16 protein-coding genes, 5 tRNA genes and 3 pseudogenes are annotated in these 23,273 nt (G+C 69.5%); 11 read left to right on the top strand and 13 right to left on the bottom strand.

The window, feature by feature from the left end:
• The first annotated feature begins 3 nt into the window (after positions 1-3).
• Positions 4-1,071, top strand: coding sequence for a phosphoribosylformylglycinamidine cyclo-ligase (gene purM, locus AB0M97_RS22600; RefSeq protein ID WP_365962742.1), 1,068 nt, complete (start codon positions 4-6; stop codon positions 1,069-1,071).
• A 117-nt stretch (positions 1,072-1,188) separates the two neighbouring features.
• Here purM and AB0M97_RS22605 read toward each other — a convergent pair whose 3' ends face one another.
• Positions 1,189-1,440: a DUF3073 domain-containing protein gene (locus AB0M97_RS22605; protein WP_279551926.1), complete on the bottom strand. Its 252-nt coding sequence runs from the start codon at positions 1,438-1,440 to the stop codon at positions 1,189-1,191.
• 309 nt (positions 1,441-1,749) lie between these two features.
• Positions 1,750-2,838 carry a Glu/Leu/Phe/Val dehydrogenase gene (locus AB0M97_RS22610; protein WP_365962743.1) on the bottom strand — a complete coding sequence of 363 codons (1,089 nt, stop codon included), beginning with the start codon at positions 2,836-2,838 and terminating at the stop codon, positions 1,750-1,752.
• A gap of 224 nt (positions 2,839-3,062) precedes the next feature.
• Between AB0M97_RS22610 and AB0M97_RS22615 the strand changes: the two genes are divergently transcribed.
• Together AB0M97_RS22615 and bldC are read left to right on the top strand one after the other, a co-directional pair.
• Positions 3,063-3,923, top strand: coding sequence for a hypothetical protein (locus tag AB0M97_RS22615; protein ID WP_365962744.1), 861 nt, complete (start codon positions 3,063-3,065; stop codon positions 3,921-3,923).
• A 550-nt stretch (positions 3,924-4,473) separates the two neighbouring features.
• Positions 4,474-4,680, top strand: coding sequence for a developmental transcriptional regulator BldC (gene bldC / locus AB0M97_RS22620; RefSeq protein WP_003949541.1), 207 nt, complete (start codon positions 4,474-4,476; stop codon positions 4,678-4,680).
• A 344-nt stretch (positions 4,681-5,024) separates the two neighbouring features.
• Here bldC and AB0M97_RS22625 read toward each other — a convergent pair whose 3' ends face one another.
• The 7 genes from AB0M97_RS22625 to AB0M97_RS22655 form a co-directional block, all read right to left on the bottom strand.
• A complete protein-coding gene (locus tag AB0M97_RS22625; protein ID WP_365962745.1) occupies positions 5,025-5,336 on the bottom strand; it encodes a DUF6274 family protein in 312 nt (103 codons plus the stop codon).
• Positions 5,337-5,500: 164 nt separating this feature from the next.
• Positions 5,501-5,575 (bottom strand) — tRNA-Asp (locus AB0M97_RS22630).
• A 92-nt stretch (positions 5,576-5,667) separates the two neighbouring features.
• Positions 5,668-9,645, bottom strand: coding sequence for an ATP-dependent RNA helicase HrpA (gene hrpA, locus AB0M97_RS22635; protein WP_365962746.1), 3,978 nt, complete (start codon positions 9,643-9,645; stop codon positions 5,668-5,670).
• A 160-nt stretch (positions 9,646-9,805) separates the two neighbouring features.
• A tRNA-Phe gene (locus AB0M97_RS22640) sits at positions 9,806-9,879 on the bottom strand.
• Positions 9,880-9,903: 24 nt separating this feature from the next.
• Positions 9,904-9,978 (bottom strand) — tRNA-Asp (locus tag AB0M97_RS22645).
• A 56-nt stretch (positions 9,979-10,034) separates the two neighbouring features.
• Positions 10,035-10,107: transfer RNA gene (locus tag AB0M97_RS22650), tRNA-Glu, on the bottom strand.
• A gap of 80 nt (positions 10,108-10,187) precedes the next feature.
• A complete protein-coding gene (locus AB0M97_RS22655; RefSeq protein ID WP_365962747.1) occupies positions 10,188-11,837 on the bottom strand; it encodes a metallophosphoesterase in 1,650 nt (549 codons plus the stop codon).
• Positions 11,838-11,922: 85 nt separating this feature from the next.
• On the opposite strand from AB0M97_RS22655, the gene AB0M97_RS22660 reads away from it, so the two are divergent.
• The 6 genes and pseudogenes from AB0M97_RS22660 to AB0M97_RS22685 all read left to right on the top strand — a co-directional run bounded on the left by AB0M97_RS22660 (position 11,923) and on the right by AB0M97_RS22685 (position 18,626).
• The gene (locus tag AB0M97_RS22660; RefSeq protein WP_365962778.1) at positions 11,923-12,273 is read left to right on the top strand and encodes a metallopeptidase family protein; all 351 of its coding nucleotides are present in this window, start codon (positions 11,923-11,925) and stop codon (positions 12,271-12,273) included.
• Between the two features lie 249 nt (positions 12,274-12,522).
• Complete coding sequence (locus AB0M97_RS22665) at positions 12,523-13,059, top strand: hypothetical protein (RefSeq protein ID WP_365962748.1); 537 nt, start codon at positions 12,523-12,525, stop codon at positions 13,057-13,059.
• Positions 13,060-13,294: 235 nt separating this feature from the next.
• Entirely contained in the window at positions 13,295-15,556 is a 2,262-nt protein-coding gene (locus AB0M97_RS22670) for a DEAD/DEAH box helicase (RefSeq protein WP_365962749.1), read from the top strand.
• Between the two features lie 217 nt (positions 15,557-15,773).
• Complete coding sequence (locus AB0M97_RS22675) at positions 15,774-17,309, top strand: amino acid permease (RefSeq protein WP_365962750.1); 1,536 nt, start codon at positions 15,774-15,776, stop codon at positions 17,307-17,309.
• Between the two features lie 100 nt (positions 17,310-17,409).
• A tRNA-Lys gene (locus AB0M97_RS22680) sits at positions 17,410-17,482 on the top strand.
• A gap of 414 nt (positions 17,483-17,896) precedes the next feature.
• Positions 17,897-18,626, top strand: a pseudogene (locus AB0M97_RS22685) (transposase).
• Between the two features lie 182 nt (positions 18,627-18,808).
• On the opposite strand, the gene AB0M97_RS22690 reads toward AB0M97_RS22685, so the two are convergent.
• The 3 genes and pseudogenes from AB0M97_RS22690 to AB0M97_RS22700 all read right to left on the bottom strand — a co-directional run bounded on the left by AB0M97_RS22690 (position 18,809) and on the right by AB0M97_RS22700 (position 21,293).
• Complete coding sequence (locus AB0M97_RS22690; RefSeq protein WP_365962751.1) at positions 18,809-19,246, bottom strand: transposase family protein; 438 nt, start codon at positions 19,244-19,246, stop codon at positions 18,809-18,811.
• A gap of 172 nt (positions 19,247-19,418) precedes the next feature.
• Positions 19,419-19,670: pseudogene (locus tag AB0M97_RS22695) on the bottom strand (transposase); the annotation flags it as partial.
• 73 nt (positions 19,671-19,743) lie between these two features.
• Positions 19,744-21,293: pseudogene (locus tag AB0M97_RS22700) on the bottom strand (ISAzo13 family transposase).
• Positions 21,294-21,651: 358 nt separating this feature from the next.
• Here AB0M97_RS22700 and AB0M97_RS22705 point away from each other — a divergent pair.
• The gene (locus AB0M97_RS22705) at positions 21,652-22,047 is read left to right on the top strand and encodes a hypothetical protein (protein WP_365962752.1); all 396 of its coding nucleotides are present in this window, start codon (positions 21,652-21,654) and stop codon (positions 22,045-22,047) included.
• A gap of 30 nt (positions 22,048-22,077) precedes the next feature.
• Here AB0M97_RS22705 and AB0M97_RS22710 read toward each other — a convergent pair whose 3' ends face one another.
• Positions 22,078-22,371 (bottom strand): hypothetical protein, encoded by a 294-nt coding sequence (locus AB0M97_RS22710; protein ID WP_365962753.1) that lies wholly within the window; start codon positions 22,369-22,371, stop codon positions 22,078-22,080.
• A gap of 398 nt (positions 22,372-22,769) precedes the next feature.
• Between AB0M97_RS22710 and AB0M97_RS22715 the strand changes: the two genes are divergently transcribed.
• The gene (locus AB0M97_RS22715) at positions 22,770-23,063 is read left to right on the top strand and encodes a hypothetical protein (protein ID WP_365962754.1); all 294 of its coding nucleotides are present in this window, start codon (positions 22,770-22,772) and stop codon (positions 23,061-23,063) included.
• Positions 23,064-23,273: the final 210 nt, after the last annotated feature.

Consider the following 23,273-nt stretch of genomic DNA (forward strand, 5'->3'; position numbering starts at 1 on the left):
GCCATGTCTGAGACAACTGGTGCCAGCTACGCAGCCGCGGGCGTCGACATCGAGGCGGGCGACCGCGCCGTCGAGCTGATGAAGGAGTGGGTGAGGAAGACTCAGCGCCCCGAGGTCCTCGGCGGCCTCGGCGGTTTCGCCGGCCTCTTCGACGCCTCCGCCCTGAAGAAGTACGAGCGCCCGCTGCTCGCCTCCGCCACCGACGGCGTCGGCACCAAGGTGGACGTCGCCCGCCGGATGGGCGTCTACGACACCATCGGCCACGACCTGGTCGCCATGGTCATGGACGACATCGTGGTGTGCGGCGCCGAGCCGCTGTTCATGACCGACTACATCTGCGTCGGCAAGGTGCACCCCGAGCGTGTCGCCGCCGTCGTCAAGGGCATCGCCGAGGGCTGCGTGCTCGCCGGCTGCGCCCTGGTGGGCGGTGAGACGGCCGAGCACCCCGGCCTGCTGGGCCCGGACGACTTCGACGTCGCCGGCGCCGGTACGGGCGTCGTGGAGGCCGACCGGCTGCTCGGCGCGGATCGTATCCGTACGGGTGACGCGGTGATCGCCATGGCGTCCTCCGGCCTTCACTCGAACGGGTACTCGCTCGTCCGGCACGTCCTGCTGAACCAGGGCGGCATGGCCCTCGACACCCACGTGGCCGAACTCGGTCGCACCCTGGGCGAGGAACTGCTGGAGCCGACGAAGATCTACTCGCTGGACTGCCTGGCCCTGACGCGCACCACCGAGGTGCACGCTTTCAGCCACGTCACCGGCGGCGGCCTCGCGGCCAACCTGGCCCGGGTGATCCCGGACGGCCTGCACGCCGTCGTGGACCGCTCCACCTGGACCCCGGCGCCCGTCTTCGACCTCGTCGGCCGCACCGGCTCGGTCGAGCGCCTGGAGCTGGAGAAGACGCTGAACATGGGCGTCGGCATGATCGCGATCGTGCCCGAGGAGTCCACGGACGTGGCCCTGGCGACGCTGGCCGACCGCGGCGTGGACGCCTGGGTGGCCGGCGAGATCACCGACCGCGGCGAGCACGCCACGGGCGCGGCGCTGATCGGCGACTACGCGAGCTGAGCGGGCGGTGCGGTCACCCTGCGGTCACCCGACGCGGACCGGCGTGGAGAACATTTGGGCAGCACAGAACCCGGTCGGTGACCGAAGTCACCGACCGGGTCCATGCTCAGTGCACGGTCAAGCGCCGCGACGCTGCTGCGGGGACTGGCCGTCCTCGTCCTCGTCGTCGTCCTCGTAGAGGTCGGCGTACTTTGCGTACAGGTCGTCGTCTTGCTCATCGTCCTCGAACCGTTCGCCGCCGTTCGGCGACGCGTTCGCAGTCGATGCGCCCAGCTCCTCGGCCAGGCGTGCGAGATCAGTCCCACCGCTGTTGTACTTCAGCTGGCGGGCGACCTTCGTCTGCTTGGCCTTGGCCCGGCCGCGCCCCATGGCTCGACCCCCTCAACGACGGGGCGCGACGGCCCCAGAGTCTTGACACGCGTTCATGATCCGGAACGGACTCTCCGTGGAGAGGCCGGTCCGTAGGGCTTCCACGGTACCTGAGCCCGCGCCCATACGGTACGTCGCCCGCAGGACGTGGCCCCGCCCAGGACCTTCGAGGTGCCCTGTCCTCGCTGGTCAACGGCGATTTTAACCACTTATCGCCGGTCGACCCGCCGGGAGAAGTGAGAGTTCTCTCCAACTGTCCTCCGGCGGGTACCGGTCAAACCCCTGGCGGCCCGGGTGCGGGGCGCCCGGTCAGCGTGCCGCGCGGGCCTCCGCCATGCGCTGCTCGGCGAGCCGGTCGGCCGCCGCGGCCGGCGGAATACCGTCCGTCTTCGCACGTGCGAATATGGCCAGCGTGGTGTCGTAGATCTTGGCCGCCTTGGCCTTGCACCGCTCGAAGTCGAAGCCGTGCAGTTCGTCGGCGACCTGGATGACACCGCCGGCGTTCACCACGTAGTCCGGCGCGTAGAGGATCCCGCGGTCGGCGAGATCCTTCTCGACGCCCGGGTGGGCGAGCTGGTTGTTGGCGGCGCCGCACACCACCTTGGCGGTCAGCACCGGCACGGTGTCGTCGTTCAGCGCGCCGCCCAGCGCGCAGGGCGCGTAGATGTCCAGGCCCTCGACGCGGATGAGCGCGTCGGTGTCCGCGACCGCCTCCACGCCCTCGGGGTGCTGGTCGAGGACGCGCCGGACGGCGTCCTCGCGCACGTCCGTGACGACGACCTCGGCGCCCTCCTGCCGCAGGTGCTCCACCAGGTGGTGGCCGACCTTGCCGACGCCCGCGATGCCGACCTTGCGGCCACGCAGGGACGCATCGCCCCACAGGTGCTGGGCGGAGGCCCGCATGCCCTGGTAGACGCCGAAGGCGGTGAGCACGGAGGAGTCGCCGGCGCCGCCGTTCTCGGGGGAGCGCCCGGTGGTCCAGCGGCACTCGCGGGCCACGACGTCCATGTCGGCGACGTACGTGCCGACGTCGCAGGCGGTGACGTAGCGGCCGCCGAGGGAGGCGACGCAGCGGCCGTAGGCGAGGAGCAGCTCCTCGGTCTTGTCCCGCTCGGGGTCGCCGATGATCACGGCCTTGCCGCCGCCGTGGTCGAGACCGGCCATGGCGTTCTTGTACGACATGCCGCGCGCGAGGTTCAGGGCGTCGGCGACGGCCTCTTCCTCGGTCGCGTACGGGTAGAAGCGCGTACCGCCGAGCGCGGGGCCCAGCGCGGTGGAGTGAAGGGCGATGACGGCCTTGAGGCCACTGGCGCGGTCCTGGCAGAGCACGACTTGCTCATGGCCCCCCTGGTCCGACTGGAACAGGGTGTGCAGGACGCCGTCGGTTACGTCGGTCACTGTGGTGACTCCTGAGTAAGTAGCGGCGGGTCGGGGGACCAGCTCCCGTACGGGTGGCGGGCGCTGTGAGCACGAGATTAGAGCCTGCTGTGCCCGTCGGTCCCCCAGTGCTCAGGATCACCTCTCCGCGGGGTCCTGCCGTGCGACGATTTGCATAGATTTCCCGCGGGATCGTGAGGGGATTCCGCAGTTTTCCCCGCTGACCGGCGGGGGAGGGAGCAGGCGTGCCCAAGGTGTCCTCGGTGATCGTCCCGTACGCGGCCTACCTCCGCGTGTACGAGCCCCTGGCCGCCTTCCCGGAGCCGGAGCGCAGCCGCTGGGCGCGCTACGCACGCCGTCCCGACCGCCCGTCGTACCAGGACGAACTGCGCCGCTCGCTGGCCGACTTGGTGCCCACGCCGCCGGTCCCCGTGCCGGTGCACGAGAGCGGGGACGCCTTCGTCATCGAGGTCGACGGGGTGATCTGCGTCTGCCCCTGGCGCACCCGGCTGCGCGGCTGGCAGGCGCTGTCGGAGATCGCCGAGGAGCTTCCGCCGCCGGTCCTGGACGCGGTGCTGCCGCCGGTCCTGCGCCGCCAGGCCGCCCAGGACTACGAGCACTGGCTGACCCGCAACCCCGACGCGCGCCCGTGGATCCGCACGGCGACCTGGCAGGTGCCGATCAACTGGTTCGTGCTGGTCGCGGACGACGAGCGGGAGTACGGCAAGGGCTCCGGCGCACCCGGCGCGTCCGGTGAGAGTGCGCCGGTGCTGCGCTACCGCACGCCCATGGTGCAGGCCCGGCGCCGCGTCGCGCGCGGGTTGCGCGCCCTGAAGGACGCGATCGAGGAGGGGCCGCTCATCGACGGCCTGGTGGACGTCGGGCGCTGGCTGGAGGAGTTCCACCCGCGGTCCTTCGTGGAGCTGGACTACGGCGGCCTGGTGCACGCCCTGCCGGCGGGTGAGCTGGAGGACGACCACTCGGCGGCCGACGTGGCCGAGGGCATCGAGGCGCTGCGGCGCGGTGACGGGGAAGCGGCGGGCGAGGCGTACGGGCGGCTCGTGGAGCGGTGGCGCTCGGTGCGGGATCTCCGGTCCGCGAACTGACGTTTGACGCGGTGCCCGTCTTGGGGTTTTGTCTTCGAACTGAGGTGCGCCACCGCCCGTGAAGGGCTGTCAGTGCGGTCCTCGCCGGGGACGCAGGTCTCGATCCGGGCGTATCCGTCAACTGTGTCAAGGGTGACGGACCGCACGTACGCGGCCCTTGCGCCCCTTACCCCTCCTCATGCCAAAATAGGACAAGGAGTCCGGGGAGGACTCCGTTCGCCCAACTCTGCTGTGGAGTGGGGGGAATCTCAGCATTGCACGACTTTGGGGGGTCTGGTGCCTCCTGGACGTCCTGTGACTGATCGTCACAGTGGCGTGACTGTCCGCTATGGCATGGTCCATCGGCTTCCGTCGCTGATGAACACCTGGAGGGGCAATTCCATCGGTTTGGCCGACGCGGCTGGACAGATGGTGTAGTTGTAGTGCCGAGGACAAGCCGTTCGTCCTATAACCGACTCGACTCGCGTCCGCCATTTCGGGCAACGCGGGTCAAGGTGCAGAATTTAGAGGAAAGAACCGAGATGGATCGGTTCGTCCGAGGAGGCCGCTCATGACCGCTCGCACCCCTGATGCCGAGCCGCTGCTGACCCCGGCTGAGGTCGCCACCATGTTCCGCGTCGACCCGAAGACGGTCACTCGCTGGGCGAAGGCCGGCAAGCTCACGTCGATCCGCACGCTCGGCGGGCACCGCCGCTACCGCGAGGCCGAGGTCCGCGCTCTGCTCGCGGGCATCCCGCAGCAGCGCAGCGAGGCCTGAACAACCGCATGACCGGGCAAAACGTCAGGTCCCCCCACCTGCGGCAGCGCTCGGGAACACAGCTCCACACGATGCGGGGACTGCCCCAACAGGCCCCACGCCCAAGCGGCCCAGAGCTCTCTGGGTGAGCAGCAGGACGCGTCGTCGATCGCGCTGGACTCCGCCGGGTCCAGCGCGGTTTTTTTGTGCCCTCCGGGGGGCCGGCTGCCGGTCCGTGGGCGGGCTTGTCGGAGTCTGGGGGGAGGTGTCGGGTCTCCCGCGTGCGACCCTTCGGATGACAGTACAATTGCACATATTAAATTGACTTGTTGTGGACGTGGGGCAACTTCCTCACCCCGGAAAAATCATGCGGTGACACCCGTCACATGCCAGAGTCCTTGTTGCTCCTGGCATACGTGCGCTAGTGGAGGCTCACATTCCACCACCCCACTACCGGGCGGGCGTTGACGCCCGGCGGCGGTCACGCGTGTGCCGGGCTCTCGCCCCGCGCCACGGGCCGCTGCGGGACCGGAACGGCCGGTGGGGCGCAATCCCACCGCCAGTCTCAGGAGGCGGTGGCAGACGGGGCAGTGGCGCGTCGAATGGCGGCAGGAGGACGCGGCCGACACATGCGCGCGGAGCGGCGCTCGCGTCTCGTGCCTGGCCGACGCCGCCATACGCCCCCTCCGGAGGACCACGGAGAGGGCCCTGCCCCCTGACGCACCGAGCCGTTGACACACCGTCAAGGCGGCGCGAGCGCCGCGGCGCGGACACGGCCGGGAAGCACCGCGGGGAAGACGCAGAGAAGCCCGGGTCGGACGACCCGGGCTTCTCTCTCTTGCGGTCCTGACGGGATTTGAACCCGCGGCCTCCACCTTGACAGGGTGGCGAGCACTCCAAACTGCTCCACAGGACCAGGTTTCGCGGCGCGATTGCCGCGTTGCGCTGCGAGAAGGACTGTACAGGAGGGTGAGCCCTTGGTCGAACTCACCCACCGTGCAGGGCCCGTTACGGAACGGCCGCGTCGATCGCCTTCACGATCCGCTTGTCCGACACGGGGTACGCCGTGCCCAGCGCGTGGGCGAAGTAGCTGACCCGCAGCTCCTCGATCATCCAGCGGATCTCCAGGACCTGCTGGGGCACCGGGCGGCCCTGCGGCATCTGCTCCAGCAGCCAGGCGTACTCGTCCTGCATCTCGTGCACCTTGGCCATGCGCGTGCTGTCCCGCTGCGCGTTCGACGGCATCTGCTGCAGGCGCCGGTCCGCCGCGACCAGGTACCGCATCAGGTCCGGCAGGCGCCGCAGCCCTGCCTCCGTCACGAAACCGGGCTTCACCAGGCCGTCCAGCTGCCCGCGCACGTCCTGGAGGTTCGGCAGCAGCGCGGGGCTCCGTACGGCCTTCAGGCGGCGCTCACAGGACTGCCAGGCGGCCAGCACCTGCTGCACCTGGCCCACCGTACGGACCGTCGTGTCGACGATCTCCGCGCGGACCTTGTCGTACAGCTTGCGGTAGGACTCCTCGTCCCACGCCGGCCCGCCGAAGTCGGCGATCAGCCGGTCCGCCGCCGCCATGGCGCAGTCGTCGAACAGCGCCTGGATGGAACCGTGCGGATTCGCGGACAGGGCCAGCTTCTGCTGGTTGGTGAGCTTTTCGGATGCGAACTTCGCAGGGTTGACCGGGATGTTGCGCAGGATCAGCCGCCGCGTGCCGAGCCACATCGCCCGCGCCTGCTCGGCCTCCGTGTCGAAGAGGCGTACGGAGACCGTGTCGCCGTCGTCGACCAGCGCCGGGTACGCCTTGACGGGCTGCCCGGCGCGGCGCGTCTCGAAGACGCGGGTCAGCGAGCCGATCGTCCAGTCCGTCAGGCCGGTGCGCTCCAGCAACTCGCCGCCCTGCCGTTCGGCACTCGCGGCGGCGGCCTGGGAGATGGCCTTCCTGGCCTTCGGCCGCAGCTTCAGCCGCAGCGCCTCCAGGTCCTTGTCCTCGGCCAGCTTGCGGCGCCGCTCGTCCACGATCCGGAACGTGATCCTGAGGTGGTCGGGGACCTTGTCCCAGTCGAAGTCGTCCGCCTCGAACGGCACTCCGACCATGCGCTTCAGCTCCCGCGCCATGGTCACCGTCAGCGGCTCCTGAAGGGGCACCGCCCGCTCCAGGAACGCCCTGGCGTAGTTCGGCGCCGGCACGTAGTTGCGGCGGATCGGCTTGGGCAGGGACCGGATCAACTCGGTGACCAGCTCCTCCCTCAGGCCGGGGATCTGCCAGTCGAAGCCCTCGTCCGTGACCTGGTTGAGCACCTGGAGCGGGATGTGCACGGTCACGCCGTCCGCGTCCGCCCCCGGCTCGAACTGGTACGTCACCCGGAACGTGAGCCGGCCCTGCCGCCAGGAGTCCGGATAGTCGTCCTTGGTGACCTCGCCCGCCCGCTCGTTGATGAGCATCTCGCGCTCGAAGTCGAGGAAGTCGGGCTGCTCGTGCCGCTTGTGCTTCCACCACGAGTCGAAGTGCGCGCCGGACACGACGTGTTCGGGGATGCGCCGGTCGTAGAAGTCGAACAGTGTCTCGTCGTCCACCAGGATGTCCCGGCGCCGGGCGCGGTGCTCCAGCTCCTCGACCTCGGTGAGAAGTCTGCGGTTGTCGGCGAAGAACTTGTGGTGCGTGCGCCAGTCGCCCTCGACCAGCGCGTTGCGGATGAACAGCTCGCGGCTGGCCTCCGGGTCGATCCGGCCGTAGTTCACCTTCCGCTGGGCGACGATCGGCACGCCGTACAGCGTGACCTTCTCGTACGCCATCACCGCGGCCTGGTCCTTCTCCCAGTGCGGTTCGCTGTACGTCCGCTTCAGCAGGTGCTGGGCGAGCGGCTCGATCCACTCCGGTTCGATCCTGGCGTTGACGCGGGCCCACAGGCGGGACGTCTCGACGAGTTCGGCGCTCATCACGAAGCGCGGGGGCTTCTTGAACAGGGCCGAGCCCGGGAAGATCGCGAACTTGGCGCCCCGGGCGCCCAGGTACTCGTTGCGCCCGCCGTCCTTGCGGGCGCCCGGGGCGGAGTCCTTGGACTCCTTCACGTCCTTCATGCCGATGTGGGACAGCAGGCCCGCGAGGAGGGAGACGTGGATGCGGTCGGCGGGGGCGTCGTCCTCGTTGAGGTGGATGCCCATCTGCTTGGCGACCGTGCGCAGCTGCGTGTAGATGTCCTGCCACTCGCGAATGCGAAGGAAGTTCAGGTACTCCTGCTTGCACATGCGGCGGAAGGACGACGAGCCGCGCTCCTTCTGCTGCTCGCGGATGTAGCGCCACAGGTTGAGGTAGGCGAGGAAGTCGCTCGTCTCGTCCTTGAAGCGGGCGTGCTGCTGGTCGGCCTGCGTCTGCTTGTCGGCGGGGCGCTCGCGCGGGTCCTGGATGGACAGCGCCGCCGCGACGACCATGACCTCGCGGGCGCAGCCGTTCTTGTCGGCCTCCAGCACCATGCGCGCCAGGCGCGGGTCGACGGGCAGCTGGGCCAGCTTGCGGCCGGTGTCCGTGAGCCGCTTGCGCGGGTCCTTCTGCGCCGGGTCGAGGGCGCCGAGCTCCTGGAGCAGCTGGACGCCGTCGCGGATGTTGCGGTGGTCCGGCGGGTCGATGAAGGGGAACTTCTCTATCTCGCCGAGGCCGGCCGCGGTCATCTGGAGGATGACGGACGCCAGGTTCGTCCGAAGGATCTCCGGGTCCGTGAACTCCGGTCGCGACAGGAAGTCGTCCTCGCTGTACAGGCGGATGCAGATGCCGTCCGACGTACGGCCGCAGCGGCCCTTGCGCTGGTTGGCGCTGGCCTGCGAGATCGCCTCGATCGGCAGCCGCTGGACCTTGGTGCGGTGGCTGTAGCGGGAGATACGGGCGAAGCCGGGGTCGATGACGTACTTGATGCCCGGGACCGTCAGGGACGTCTCGGCGACGTTCGTGGCCAGGACGATCCTGCGTCCCGTGTGCTGCTGGAAGACGCGGTGCTGCTCGGCGTGCGACAGCCGCGCGTAGAGGGGGAGCACCTCGGTGAAGCGGTAGTTCTTCTTGGTGATCGCGTCCGCCGTGTCGCGGATCTCCCGCTCGCCGGAGAGGAAGACCAGGATGTCCCCCGGCCCCTCGGCCATGAGTTCTTCCACGGCGTCCGTGATCGCGGTGACCTGGTCGCGGTCGGCGTCGTCGGAGTCCTCCTCGAGCAGCGGGCGGTAGCGCACCTCCACCGGGTACGTCCGGCCGCTGACCTCGATGATCGGCGCGTCGCCGAAGTGCCGGGAGAAACGCTCCGGGTCGATGGTCGCCGACGTGATGACGACCTTCAGGTCCGGCCGCCTGGGCAGCAGCTGGGCCAGGTAACCGAGCAGGAAGTCGATGTTGAGGGACCGCTCGTGTGCCTCGTCGATGATGATCGTGTCGTAGGCGCGCAGCTCGCGGTCGGTCTGGATCTCGGCGAGCAGGATGCCGTCCGTCATCAGTTTGATGAACGTGGCGTCCGGGTTCACCTGGTCGGTGAACCGAACCTTCCAGCCGACGGCCTCCCCGAGCGGGGTGTCCAGCTCCTCCGCCACGCGCTCGGCGACCGTGCGGGCGGCGATCCTGCGCGGCTGGGTGTGCCCGATCATGCCGCGCACGCCGCGCCCCAGCTCCAGGCAGATCTTAGGGATCTGCGTGGTCTTGCCGGACCCGGTCTCACCGGCCACGATCACGACCTGGTGGTCGCGGATGGCCTCCGCGATCGCGTCCTTCTTCTGGCTGACCGGCAGCTGCTCGGGATAGCGGATCTCGGGAACGCGGGCACGCCGCTCGGCGATGCGCTGCCCGGCCTTGTCGACCTCGGCCTCGATCTCGGCCAGAACAGCGGCCCGGGCCTCGGGCTTACGGATCTTGCGCGCACCCTCCAGCCTGCGCCCGAGCCGGTGCGCGTCACGCAGCGACAGCTCGGTCAGACGGGGGGCGAGGGCGCCGAGGGCGGGAGCGGGGTGCGTAGACATACGGATTCCAGGATCTCATCCCGCCGAAAAACGTGGCGAACGCTTTTGCGGGGGCCTTGGGGTGCCTTGGGACGACCCCGGAGCTCCGAGGCCTTGGAGAGCTGGTGACCCCACTGGGCATGCCAAAACCCCCGTCGAGGATCTCGACGGGGGTTCACTGTGGCTGGGGCCGGGGTCGAACCGGCGACCTTCCGCTTTTCAGGCGGACGCTCGTACCAACTGAGCTACCCAGCCACGAGGTTTCACGTGAAACCTCAGCGGTCCTGACGGGATTTGAACCCGCGGCCTCCACCTTGACAGGGTGGCGAGCACTCCAAACTGCTCCACAGGACCTTGCTTCACTACCGTGTGTGTGAACCGGCGAACCAAGTGTCGCACACCGTACTGCGTGCCCCCAACGGGATTCGAACCCGTGCTACCGCCTTGAAAGGGCGGCGTCCTAGGCCGCTAGACGATGAGGGCTATCGGCCCGCCTGGGCGCTTCGCAGCGCGTCGGGGACGTGAGAAGCATATGGGATGGCGGGACCTATCGCCAAAACGGTTTACGGGCTGCTCGTCGCGGGGCCTGTCCCCGGGCCGGTCCCGCGGCTTGCCCCAGGGCTAGTCCCGGGGCTCGTCGCCGGGCCCGGTGAAGGTGTGCCGGGTGAGGGCGTGCCGGGTGAGGGTGTCGCGCCCGGCTGGTTCTCCTTCGGGAGGTGGCGGCTGACCTCGGCGGTGGACTCGCCGAGCCCGCCGAGCTTGATCTCGTCCCAGGCCTGGAGGCGACGGGAGTCGCGGTCGAAGTACAGGATCGACGCCTGCACCGGGTCCGGGTACGTGCCCTCCACCGCACGCAGCCCGCTGCCGCCCGTGGAGCCCTCGATGCGCAGCCGGGTGCCGTACCGCATGACCTCCATCTTCTCGCGGTGGATGTGCCCGGCCAGCACCAGCGGCACCTGCCCGTCCACCTCACGCGCAGCCTCCGGCTCGTGGGCCACGGCGATGTCCGCCGGTTTGCCCGCGGCGCGCAGGTCGCGCAGCGCGGACGCGAGGCGGGCGCCGGCGATCTCCTGCGCCCGGCCGCTGCCGGGCCTGGTCGAGCGGTCGGGCGTGAACTGCGGGTCGCCGATGCCGGCGAAGCGCAGCCCGGCGACGGTCTTGGCCCGGCCGTCGTCCAGGACGTGCACGTTCTTCAGGCCCTCCAGGTACCGCTGGGTGACCGTCGAGTCGTGGTTGCCGCGCACCCAGACGTACGGGGCGCCCAGGTCCTCGATCGGGTCCAGGAAGCCGTTCTCCGCGGCCGTGCCGTGGTCCATGGTGTCGCCGGAGTCGACGATCACGTTCACCTGGTACTGCTCCACCAGCGAGGCGATGATCTTCCAGCTCGCCGGGTTGAGGTGGATGTCCGACACGTGCAGCACCCGGATCGTGGTCGGGTCCGGCCGGTAGGCGGGGAGCGTGGACGTGACGTCGTAGAGCTTCGTGACGTTCGTCACCAGGCGGGCCAGTTCCTGCTGGTAGACGTCGAACTCGGTGACGATGCTGCGCGCGTTGCCGACCAGGGACGGGGCGGAGGACAGCAGGCCGGAGAACTTCGGCTCCAGGACCGAGTCCGGGTTCCAGGTGGCGTACGCGCTGCCGCCCGACGCGGCCAGCAGGGTGAGGGCGAGGCCGCCGGCCGCCAGGGCGCGGCGCGGGCGCCGGTAGACGGCGAGGCCGAGGGCGGTGGCACCGGCGACGACGGCGACGCAGGAGCGGACGGCCAGGTCGAGGGTGCCGTGCGCGATGTCCCGGGTGACCTCGTCCTGGAGCCCGGAGATGCGCTCCGGGTGGTCGACCAGGGCCTGGGAGCGGACCGGGTCGAGCTGGTCGACGTTGACGTCCAGGCGGACGGGGGCGGTGTGGCTGTCGAACTGCAGGGCGCCCAGCGGCGACACGTTGATCTTCGTGCCGCCCGTGAGGGAAGGGCGCAGGGTCATCGTCGTGTCCATGGGGCCCACGGGGGTGCGGACGTTGCCCACGATCAGCAGGCCGAGCCAGGCGCCGAGCAGGACGACGGCGATCAGACCGAGGGCGCGGGTCCAGGGGTGGGGCTGGCGGACGAGTTCGACGGTCGTGGGCGCCTGGCGGGCGCGGTAGTGGCGCGCGAGGGTGCGCGGGGCCCCGGGCAGGCGGCGCAGGGCGGTCGGAACGGCGACGGGGACGCGGGCCATTGGTCCCGTATGCCCAAGTGGCCCGTGCGATATGCGGGGCGCCCGGGGCTCTCACGTGGGCGTGACGTACCCGACAATGGGCGGTGTGCTGGAGATGACGCGTGAGGAGTTCGAGGAGCTGGTCGCCGAAGCGCTCGACCGGATTCCGCCGGAGTTGACCCGCCTGATGGACAACGTCGCGGTGTTCGTCGAGGACGAGCCGCCCGCCGACGACCCGGAGCTGCTCGGGCTGTACGAGGGGACTCCGCTGACCGACCGCGGCGAGTGGTACGCGGGTGTGCTGCCGGACCGGATCACGATCTACCGGGGGCCGACGCTGCGGCTGTGCGCGTCGCGGGAGGAGGTCGTCGCGGAGACCGAGGTGACCGTGGTGCACGAGATCGCGCACCACTTCGGCATTGATGACGAGCGGTTGCACGCGTTGGGGTACGGGTGACGGGCGGGGCCGCCCATTGCGTTCGACGGGTCGACGGCCCGTATGCACGGGGGCGTTGGACGGGTTGAGGGCCCGTGCGCACGGGGCGTTCGACGGGTTGACGGTCCGTGAGCCGGGGTGCGGTTGACGGGGCGGCGGCTTCCGTGCGCCGGGGTGCCGTTCGCGGCTCGCCGTGCCTGGCGCGTGTCTTCTTGTGGGCGACGGGAGTTGGGCAGGTTGACTCCTACCGTCCCCCGGAGGTGGCTTTCCGTGCGCCCCTTGTACGTACCCGTCCGTGTGGCCGCCGCGGCCCTGGCCGTCACCGCTGCCGCCGGCTGCATGAGCGTGGGCGGCGACGCAGACGGGCACGCCAGGCCGTCGCACTCCGCGGGACAGGAGGGCGGCGAGGTGCCCGACGGCGGGACGGCGGCGTCCGGCGGCAGTTCCGGGCACGGGGCGGCGGGCGGCGGCGCGGAAGGGCGCGGCAAGGAGAGCGGCAAGGACAAGCGCAAGCGGAAGGCGAAGGGCGAGGGGCGGCCGTCCCCCGGGGTCTCGCCGCCCGCCGGGCCGAGCCGGTCCGCGCCCGCCCCCGGCGGTCCGGGCGGGCCCGCCGGGCCTGTCCCGCCCGGCACGGACGCGCCGGCCCCGACCGGTACGGCGGACCCGCAGCCCACGCCGCCGAAGGAACCGCCGGAGTCGCCGGCGCCCGAGCCGACGGTGGCCGAGCCGTCGTCGTCGGCGCACGAGCCGCCGGGGCCGCAGCTGAGCCGGCGGGAACCGGCTCCGGAAGCGGGGGCGCCGGCGTAGGAGGCGCACCGGGCGACCGGACGGACCGGCTCCGCGGAGAGCCCGGTTTGCTTTCGGGGGCCCTGAGTGCGTATGGTGGCAGATCGTTTGATCCTATTTGCCCGGCGCCACTGCAGAGCGCGCCGTGTGGCGCGTACTCTCCTTTGCCGTGGCTGACCGCATCGAGGCGGTCGAATTGCGATTCACGGAGTTGACGGGCGCGTGCCGACGAGACTCCGGAAGGTTTCGCATTCGCATGTCCATCACCAGTACTGATCACGTCGTCGTGCCCGAGAACGAGGGCACCGAGGACACCGCTCCCGAGCTGACCTTCGCCGACCTCGGTCTCCCCGAGGGCGTCGTGCGCAAGCTCGCGCAGAACGGCGTGATCTCCCCCTTCCCGATCCAGGCCGCGACCATCCCGGACGCCCTGGCCGGCAAGGACATCCTGGGCCGTGGCCGCACCGGCTCCGGCAAGACCCTCTCCTTCGGCCTGCCGACGCTGGCGACGCTCGCCGGCGGCCGCACCGAGAAGCACAAGCCGCGCGCCGTCATCCTCACGCCGACGCGTGAACTGGCCATGCAGGTCGCCGACGCGCTCCAGCCGTACGGCGACGTCCTCGGCCTGAAGATGAAGGTCGTCTGCGGCGGCACCTCGATGGGCAACCAGATCTACGCCCTTGAGCGCGGCGTCGACATCCTCGTCGCGACCCCCGGCCGGCTGCGCGACATCATCAACCGCGGCGCCTGCTCGCTGGAGAACGTGCAGATCGCCGTCCTGGACGAGGCCGACCAGATGTCCGACCTGGGCTTCCTGCCCGAGGTCACCGAGCTGCTCGACCAGATCCCGGCGGGCGGCCAGCGCATGCTGTTCTCCGCCACCATGGAGAACGAGATCAAGACCCTCGTCGAGCGGTACCTGACCGCGCCGATGGTGCACGAGGTCGACGCGGCCCAGGGCGCGGTGACGACCATGTCGCACCACATCCTCATCGTGAAGCCCAAGGACAAGGCGCCGGTCACGGCCGCGATCGCCTCCCGCAAGGGCCGCACGATCATCTTCGTCCGCACCCAGCTGGGCGCCGACCGCGTCGCCGAGCAGCTGCGCGACTCCGGGGTGAAGGCCGAGGCGCTGCACGGCGGCATGACGCAGGGCGCCCGCACCCGGACGCTGGCCGACTTCAAGGAGGGTTACGTCAACGTCCTCGTCGCCACCGACGTCGCCGCGCGCGGCATCCACGTCGACGGCATCGACCTCGTCCTGAACGTGGACCCGGCCGGCGACCACAAGGACTACCTGCACCGCGCGGGCCGTACGGCGCGCGCCGGCCGCACCGGCACCGTCGTCTCGCTCTCCCTGCCGCACCAGCGGCGCCAGATCTTCCGCCTGATGGAGGACGCGGGCGTCGACGCCGGGCGCCACATCATCCAGGGCGGCGCGGCCTTCGACCCGGAGGTCGCCGAGATCACCGGCGCCCGGTCCATGACCGAGGTGCAGGCCGAGTCCGCGGGCAACGCCGCGCAGCAGGCCGAGCGTGAGGTCGCCCAGCTCACCAAGGAGCTCGAGCGGGCGCAGCGGCGCGCGACCGAGCTGCGCGAGGAGGCCGACCGGCTGCTCGCCCGCGCCGCGCGCGAGCGGGGCGAGGACCCGGCCGCCGTGCCGGCGGAGGCGGCCCAGGCCGTGTCCGACGCCGAGGTCGTGGTGCCGGCGCAGTCGGGCGGCGCGCAGGACGCCGAGCGGGTCGAGAAGGCCGAGCGCGAGGAGCGTACCGAGGCTCGCACGGAGGCTGCGGCGCCGTACGAGCGCCGGGAGACTTCGGCGCCGTACGAGCGGCGTGAGCGCCGGGACAACGACCGCGGTGACCGTGCGGGCTTCCGCCGTGACGACCGTCGTGACGGCGAGCGCGGTGGTGACCGTGGTGGCTTCCGCCGCGACGACCGCCGTGACGACCGTGGTGGCCGTTCCTTCGAGCGCCGTGACGACCGTGCGGGTGACCGTGGTGGCTTCCGTCGTGACGACCGTGGCGGCGAGCGCGGTGGTGACCGTGGTGGCTTCCGCCGCGACGACCGCCGTGACGACCGTGGTGGCCGTTCCTTCGAGCGCCGTGACGACCGTGCGGGTGACCGTGGCGGTTTCCGTCGTGACGACCGTGGCGGCGAGCGCGGTGGTGACCGTGGTGGCTTCCGCCGCGACGACCGCCGTGACGACCGTGGTGGCCGTTCCTTCGAGCGCCGCGACGACCGCGCGGGCGACCGTGGCGGCTTCCGCCGTGACGACCGTGGCGGCCGTTCCTTCGAGCGCCGCGACGACCGCGGTGGCGAGCGCGGCGGGTTCCGCCGCGACGAGCGCGGCGGCCACCGTGGCAGCGACCGCCCGTTCAACCGCGACCGCCAGAGCGAGCGCCCCGGCTTCCGCGCCGGCGGCCACGACCGCCCGCTCGCCCGCCGTGACGACCACCGCGGCACCGGCTCCTTCGGGCGCCGCGACGACAAGCCGCGCTGGAAGCGCAACGGCTGACGCCCGCTGATCCCATCGGCTCGCCGAAGGGCCCGGACGACGACTCGATCGCCGTGCGGGCCCTTCGGCGTTTCCGGGCGCCCGCCGCCCCGCTCGCCGGGCCCGCGCCGCCCCGCTCGCCGGCCGGCCGGGGCGAACGCCGTGATCCGGCGGCGGGACGAGTTTTCGCCCGCCGTCCGGTGAATGCCGCCGCCCCGGCGAGGGAATCGCTGGGGGCATGACAGAAGACGCCAAAGCGACCGGGCTGTCGGACGAAGAGCGGCTCGCCCAGCTCGGATACACGCAGGTTCTCGCCCGCCGCATGTCGGCGTTCTCCAACTACGCGGTCTCCTTCACCATCATCTCGGTGCTGTCGGGCTGCCTCACGCTGTACCTGTTCGGCATGAACACCGGCGGCCCCGCCGTCATCACCTGGGGCTGGGTCGCCGTCGGCCTGATGACGCTGTTCGTCGGCCTGTCCATGGCCGAGATCTGCTCGGCGTACCCGACGTCGGCCGGCCTGTACTTCTGGGCGCACCGCCTCGCGCCCCCGCGCACGGCCGCCGCCTGGGCGTGGTTCACGGGCTGGTTCAACGTCCTCGGCCAGGTGGCCGTCACCGCCGGCATCGACTTCGGCGCCGCGTCCTTCCTCGGTGCCTACCTCAACCTCCAGTTCGGCTTCGAGGTGACCCCGGGCCGCACGATCCTGCTGTTCGCCGCGATCCTCCTGCTGCACGGCCTGCTCAACACCTTCGGCGTGCGCATCGTCGGCCTGCTCAACAGCATCAGCGTGTGGTGGCACGTGCTCGGTGTCGCGGTCATCGTCGGCGCGCTGACCTTCGTACCGGACCACCACCAGTCGGCGTCCTTCGTCTTCGGCGAGTTCGTCAACAACACCGGCTGGGGCAGCGGCGTGTACGTCGTGCTGCTCGGCCTGCTCATGGCGCAGTACACCTTCACCGGCTACGACGCCTCCGCGCACATGACGGAGGAGACCCGCGACGCGTCGACCGCCGGCCCCAAGGGCATCGTCCGCGCCATCTGGACGTCCTGGATAGCCGGATTCGTCCTGCTCCTCGGCTTCACCTTCGCGATCCAGTCGTACGAGGGCGCGCTGACGTCGCCGACGGGCGCGCCGCCCGCGCAGATCCTCCTCGACGCGCTCGGCGCGACCGCAGGGAAGCTGCTGCTGCTCGTCGTGATCGGGGCGCAGCTGTTCTGCGGGATGGCGTCCGTGACGGCCAACAGCCGCATGATCTACGCCTTCTCGCGCGACGGCGCCCTGCCCTTCTCGCACATCTGGCACACCGTCAGCCCGCGCACCCGCACCCCCGTCGCGGCGGTCTGGCTGGCGGCCCTCGCCGCGCTCGTCCTCGGCCTGCCGTACCTGATCAACGTGACGGCGTACGCGGCGGTGACCTCCATCGCCGTGATCGGCCTCTACATCGCGTACGTCATCCCGACCTTGCTGCGGGTGCGCAAGGGCGCCGCCTTCGAGCGGGGGCCGTGGCACCTGGGCCGCTGGTCCGGCGTGATCGGCGTGGTCGCGGTGGCCTGGGTCGGCGTGATCACGGTCCTGTTCATGCTGCCGCAGGTCTCCCCGGTCACCTGGGAGTCCTTCAACTACGCCCCGGTCGCCGTCCTGGCCGTCCTCGGCTTCGCCGCGACCTGGTGGCTGGCGTCGGCCCGCCACTGGTTCCTCAACCCGGACCACGCACGCACCCGGGCCCGCGAGCAGGCCCGCGCGGGAGCACCGGAACCGGTGGATCCGTAGCACCCGCACGGCCGCATCCGCCCGTCCGGCGCGGCCGGGTCCCGATACCCGATCGGAGACACGGCCTCGTCCCGCTATGCTCGGGGAGGCAACATCGCCTGGGCCCTTAGCTCAATTGGCAGAGCAGTGGACTTTTAATCCATTGGTTGTGGGTTCGAGTCCCACAGGGCCTACGGGTTGCAGGCGGAGGGTAACCCTTCTGACCTGCGGTGCAGCGCCTGAGTCGGCTTCGGTCGGGTTGGGCGCTGCGGCGTTTCCGGGGTTCTGCGTGAGCGATGCGTGAGCGGATACTTACGGTCTGCACGGCGGACGGTCGGGGTGTCTACGTGGCTGCCGACACGTCGGTGATCACGCGCTTCCGCGGGGCTCACTGGATCTACGGTATGAGCGCGAGACGCATGCAGCGGCGGTGGCAAGAGGGCGGTCATGGACGCATCTGGGGAAACGCTGTTGCCGTACCTCACCCCCCTTCTCTCCCTGCGACGTCCGGGCCGTGTCGGGAAGGCAGTCTGCCGACGGACGCAGGAAGCCACCGATGACATGATCTCGATGTGACCGGTGTGATCACGGCGTCGGAGCCTTCCTGGATGACCCCGTTCCGGGCTGAGCCCGCGGCAGTTCGGCTAGCTGGTCACCGCGCTGCGGCGTGAGGGTGGCGGACCCGGTCCGCAAGGGCCGGCCCTGGAGCCTGCCGCTGGAGGACCGGCTCCTGCTGGTCGCCGCGTAGTGGCGCACGAACCACACCCTGCGACAGATGGCGCTGCTGTTCGGGGTGTCGAAGTCAGCCGCGGACCGCGTCATCGACCACCTCGGTCCTTCGCTCTCGCTCCAGCCCTGCAGACGGTTCCGCAAGGACACCGTGCTGATCGTGGACGGCACCCTGATCCCCGCCCGCGACCACACCATCACCGAGCAGTCGAAGAACTACCGGTACCCCACCAGCCACCAGGTCGTCATCGACGCCGACACCCGGCTCGTCGCCTTGGGCCGCCCGGTCACCGGAAACCGCAACGACTGCAAGGCGTGGGAGCTGTCCCGCGCGAAAGACGCCGTCGGCCACACCACGGTGATCGCGGACGGCGGCTACCGCGGCACCGGCCTGGTCATCCCGCACCGCCGCGAACGCGGCCAGAGGGATTTCCCGGACTGGAAGAGGAACACAACCGCTCGCACCGCAAGGTCCGCACCCAGGTCGAACACGCCTTCGCTCGCATGAAGACCTGCAAGATCCTCCGCGACTGCCGCCTCAAAGGCGACGGCGTCTACCACGCCATGCTCGGCATCGCCCGCCTGCACAACCTCACGCTGGTCGGATGAGAGGCAGTGACGCTGGTCAACCGGCACACCGTAGATCATTTACGGGACAACAATTACGACCTCGTGCACGGTTGGCCGTGACACGCCGAGGTGTATGGCGTGTCGGGGTTCACGCTCGAGGGGCGTGGTCGAGGGTGGCGGTCTGCTGGTGTGAGAGCAGACCGGCGACGGCTTGGACGATGTCACTCATGTGTTCGCGTCGGCCATGGTGGCGGGCGAGAGCCCGCCAGTTTTTCAGGTGTGCAATGCCGTGCTCGACGCGGATACGCCGTGAGGAGTGTGCGCCTTGCGCTGTAGTTCGTGCCTTTCCTCGTACCAGCGGGAGCGTTCTTCTTGAACTTGCGATGTGGTGGCGTCACCACGCGTCCACCTGTCTGCGCACCCATCCCCTGGCAGCCGGCATCCGCGAGGATCTCCAGGAACGGGCCGTCGGCCAGGAGCTGGGCCGGTCCCGGCTGTCGCGCCTGCGTGATGTCGGCGCAGCTGCCCGGCCGGACCGGGCTGCAAAACAGCATGCGCCCCTCGGCGTCCGTGAGGACCATGGACTTCACGGCGTTCTGCTTGGTCTTTCCGGAGATGAGTTCGTCCCGCTCCTTGCGGCCGGCGGCTGGGCGTCGCACACGGATCTCTGTGCCGTCGATGATCCGGTCCGACCATCGACGCCCAGGAACTCAACGACCTCGGCAAGAGTACGCAGCCGGACGTCCGGCGCGACGGTGCATCCCCGCTGCGCGAGCAGGGGACGCACTTGCCGATGGCGCGGGTGATGGTGGAGCGGTCCACGCCGAACCAGCAGGCCAGCACGTCATGAGTGGTGCCATGACGCAGACTGACCAGTGTGGCCAGCAGTCGGTCGACGAAGACGAACCTGTGCTTTGCCCCGGCGCCTACGGCCCGTCGCCGCGGCCGAGCCGCCAGGCGTGTTTGATGCCGTTCGTGCCACAACGGTCCTACCTCAGCGACAAGTTCAGCGATCACTGTCGGCGACAGCCCTGTGACCCGATACTCCGCCACGATCAACTCGCGCGCCCCAGCCCCCACCATGCCCAGGTCAACGAGCTACCTGGGCGCCGAGCCACGGCCAACCGTGCACGAGGTCGTAAGGGCCTGCCGATCATTAACCTGTCGTTTTAGTCTTGTTGTGACGATTGCTGTTTTGAGTGGCGACTTGCCGCTTGGAGGGCTGCCAGGACGGCTGGTGGGCCGGTGGTCGGTGCGATGGTGATGCCCTGTGCTTCGAGCAGGCGTCTGATCTTCAGCAGGGTGCCGTGCATGGCGGTGCGGCTGCAGTTGAAGAGCACGGCGAGGGGTTCCGCGGCCAGGTCGACGTGCGGGTGGAGCATGGTGGCCAGGACCTGGTCGGCGAAGGCGAGCCGGGGTGGGCGGCCGCGGCGGGTGTCTCCTTTCGCGGCCAGGGTTTCGATGAGGTGCTGCAACTGGTGTGGGGCCAGGCCGGTCAGTGCGGGATCGGACAGCATGGCCGGGTCCCACTGCGGCGCCGGTGGCCGGCTGCTCCGGGGTACCGAGATGGCCGGGGTCGGCTGGGGGTGCAGGGCATAGTTCCACTCGCCGTGGAAGGTGTGCCGGATTAGCGGCAGAGCCGCCATCTCCGCGTCGCCGACACCGTCGCCGGTGGGGTAGGTGCTGGTGACCAGCCGGGCCTTCACGCGCAATTCGGTGCGGGTGGTGGTCGCGGCGATCGATTCGAGGATGACTTCGTGGCTGGTCAGCGGGCGGCCGCGCCAGTTCATGGTGATGTGCGAGAAGAGCCGGTGCCTGATCTTGCTCCACTTCGAGGTGCTCGACGGCAGGTGACAGACCGTGATGGTCAGGCCGGTGTCGGCGGCCAGGCGGGTGGAATGGAGTTCCCAGGCCCCGGGTGCGATAGCCGTTGGAGCCGCCCGCATCAGCGGTGATCAGCAGCCGGGAAGCCCGTGGATAAGCGGCCCGGCCCTGGTCGCGCCACCAGCGGCGGGTCGACTCCACCGCGAACGCGGCGGTGCCGTGGTCGGTGCCGACGTTCGCCCAGCCGGTGTTGGCCGCCAGGTCGTAGATGCCATAGGGGATGACCTCACCGACCAGCTCCTCCTTCTTGGTGTCCACGGTGATCACCGGCTGTCCAGCACCCCGGTGATCACGTGCTTGCTCGTTGAGATACCGGAACTGGGCTTCCCGGTCGGCATGCTGACTGCCCTCGAACGTCTTGGCGTTGGCCTGCAGCCGGAAGTCCTCCTGTCGCGGCAGGCCGGCGACGGTGTCGGCACCGACCCGGTGCCACTGGCGGGTCAGCTCGGCCGCCAGTATGCGGGTCGACTTGGTTGTCCACCGCAACAGCGATATCGGATTCCCGCGTTCGTCCGGCTCGACCAGACTCAACAGCGCAGACCGCAGTCCGGGATCGAGATCCGCGACGCGTTTGCGCCCACCACCCGGCCGCCGCACCCGCCCCACCAGGGACTCGCCCGCCTCCAGGTGGGACATACCCCTGCGGACCGTTGTCTCGCTCACCCCGGCCGCCCGGGCCACGGCCCGAATGCCGCCATGCCCCAGGCTCCGGGCGTCCGCGGCCGCCAGCAACGGCCGCTGTCGCTCGTCCAGATGCGGGAACAACACCGCGAACTCCACAGCAAGTTGGTCACGAGTGTCGTCCGGATGCGCATACGGCATCAACTAGGCCACACCCCCGAAAGCAACACCTTGATGATCGGCGGACCCTTAAGTGGTGGGAACACTGAGTACGCCCGCCGACGGACGGCTGCACGAAGGTCGTCGTCAGCGGCAAGAGCGACGGTCTCGGCGCTGACGTGGTGGGCGACGGACTCGCCGGTCATTGGTGCATGCGGCCGGGGAACGGCGGATCCCCGCGCAGGCTGGTGGCGGGAGGGCGATGACGATACGGCCTTTCATCGTTTCTCCCATCTTCGATGGACGCGTGTCGTTCGAGTACATGGCATCGCGCGGTAGCGGAAACCTCTACGTCTAGGGCACCTTGACAGATGCATCTAGGTGGGGTTGACTCCCCTTCATGACCGATGAGCGCGCGAACAGAGAGATGCACCGTGTCCGGGCGAAACGCCAGCGAGACGGATGGGTTCTGCAAATCGCCGGTACCGATGAAGTATGGATTCGCCGGCTCACAGAGGCAGTTTCGGCTGCCCGGAGCCGAATCTCCGAGGTCACCGACATCCCGTTGGACGAGATTGATATTCAGGTCGATATCCACCTGGATGAGCCTCTGCAAAGCAGAAAAAGGGAAGCTGTGCAGGCGGTTCTGAACGCCCGCCGCGCTCAGGAGAAAGCAGCTCAAGCCTATCGGGACGTGGCCAGGAGCCTCCAGGAGTCCGGAGCGACCGGGGCTGAGATTGCCTTGATCCTCGACGTTTCCCGGCAGCGTGTGTCACAACTCCTGGCCGATAAATAGGATTCACTGGAGGCCCGGACCAATGTGCCCTTACTTCATCTCCACCTGAACCCGGTCGAGATCCCAGGAGCAGTCCACCGCGTATCGACGTGTGGTGCCACCGCTCTGGGTGGCCCAGGTCGTGTACTTGTCACGCTCGTTGTTGCAGATGGAGACCACGCGCCACGTGCCGGAGCCGATGCATTCGGCCCACCCGCCGGTGTCGCCGACGCTGGTCTTGCAGGACAGCGCCTGCGGCGCGGCCGTGGCGGCCGGCACGGTCAGCCCGAAAAGAGCCGTCGCGCCGATAACGGCTGCAGCGATACCTCGTCTGTTCAATTTCATCCTCCCCTGTATGTACCGCGAAGCGCGGCACGCATGCAGCCTGCACGAAGACCACTCGATGATCAACGGGCTAACGAAACAATGGCTGGGAACGACGCTTCCGGACTGGCGCATAAATCGGGACTTTACCGTCGCTGGGTCAATCTAATTCGGTCGAACCTTTGGCCGGATGTCCGGTGGACCTGGAGAGCCAGAAATGCACATTCAACCCTAAAAGGTACAATTAGGGGTCGCACAAAATGCTCAAAGATGACTTTTCTCGTAAATTGAGCTTGGTCGGCGTCAGTTCCTGCCTGAGGCGTTGACTTTTCCGCCAACGTTTCAAATGCGGTTGATCATCTGCGTTGTGGTGATGCAGGCTGCATGCGTGCCGCGCTTCGCGGTACATACAGGGGAGGATGAAATTGAACAGACGAGGTATCGCTACAGCCGTTATCGGCGCGACGGCTCTTTTCGGGCTGACCGTGCCGGCCGCCACGGCCGCGCCGCAGGCGCTGTCCTGCACGACCAGCGTCGGCGACACCGGCGGGTGGGCCGAATGCACCGGCTCCGGCACGTGGAGGGTCCGCTCCGTGTGCAGCTTCGCCGACTACGACCGATACACCCAGTGGGTGACCACGACCAAGAGGACGCGGGTGTACGCATCGGATTGCACCTTCAAGATCGTCGATGTCGTGGTACAGGTGAAGTAAACGGTCACGAGTGAATGTGTCGAGCAGATGTCATTAGCAGTTGCTCCCGGCCGTAATATCGAAAGCGAACGATCGAATCGCCGCACCGATAATTGAAGCTCTGGCAGCTCGAGAGGTTTAGGTGCGAGGCGTGGAATCGCGCTAAGAGTAGGCGTCGGCACATCGCTCAAGCGCAGCCGTGAGCCCCGGACGGGAGTGTGCGTACCGGCC

This window comes from Streptomyces sp. NPDC051207, from assembly GCF_040682395.1.
Taxonomy (GTDB): domain Bacteria; phylum Actinomycetota; class Actinomycetes; order Streptomycetales; family Streptomycetaceae; genus Streptomyces.

Bases quoted from the DNA above. Each gene is read 5' to 3' on its own strand.
- purM (WP_365962742.1), top strand. From the start codon at position 4: ATGTCTGAGACAACTGGTGCCAGCTACGCAGCCGCGGGCGTCGACATC.
- AB0M97_RS22605 (WP_279551926.1), bottom strand. From the start codon at position 1,440: ATGGGGCGCGGCCGGGCCAAGGCCAAGCAGACGAAGGTCGCCCGCCAG.
- bldC (WP_003949541.1), top strand. From the start codon at position 4,474: ATGACCGCTCGCACCCCTGATGCCGAGCCGCTGCTGACCCCGGCTGAG.
- AB0M97_RS22625 (WP_365962745.1), bottom strand. From the start codon at position 5,336: ATGGCGGCGTCGGCCAGGCACGAGACGCGAGCGCCGCTCCGCGCGCAT.
- hrpA (WP_365962746.1), bottom strand. From the start codon at position 9,645: ATGTCTACGCACCCCGCTCCCGCCCTCGGCGCCCTCGCCCCCCGTCTG.
- AB0M97_RS22655 (WP_365962747.1), bottom strand. From the start codon at position 11,837: ATGGCCCGCGTCCCCGTCGCCGTTCCGACCGCCCTGCGCCGCCTGCCC.
- AB0M97_RS22670 (WP_365962749.1), top strand. From the start codon at position 13,295: ATGTCCATCACCAGTACTGATCACGTCGTCGTGCCCGAGAACGAGGGC.
- AB0M97_RS22675 (WP_365962750.1), top strand. From the start codon at position 15,774: ATGACAGAAGACGCCAAAGCGACCGGGCTGTCGGACGAAGAGCGGCTC.
- AB0M97_RS22705 (WP_365962752.1), top strand. From the start codon at position 21,652: ATGACCGATGAGCGCGCGAACAGAGAGATGCACCGTGTCCGGGCGAAA.
- AB0M97_RS22710 (WP_365962753.1), bottom strand. From the start codon at position 22,371: ATGAAATTGAACAGACGAGGTATCGCTGCAGCCGTTATCGGCGCGACG.
- AB0M97_RS22715 (WP_365962754.1), top strand. From the start codon at position 22,770: ATGAAATTGAACAGACGAGGTATCGCTACAGCCGTTATCGGCGCGACG.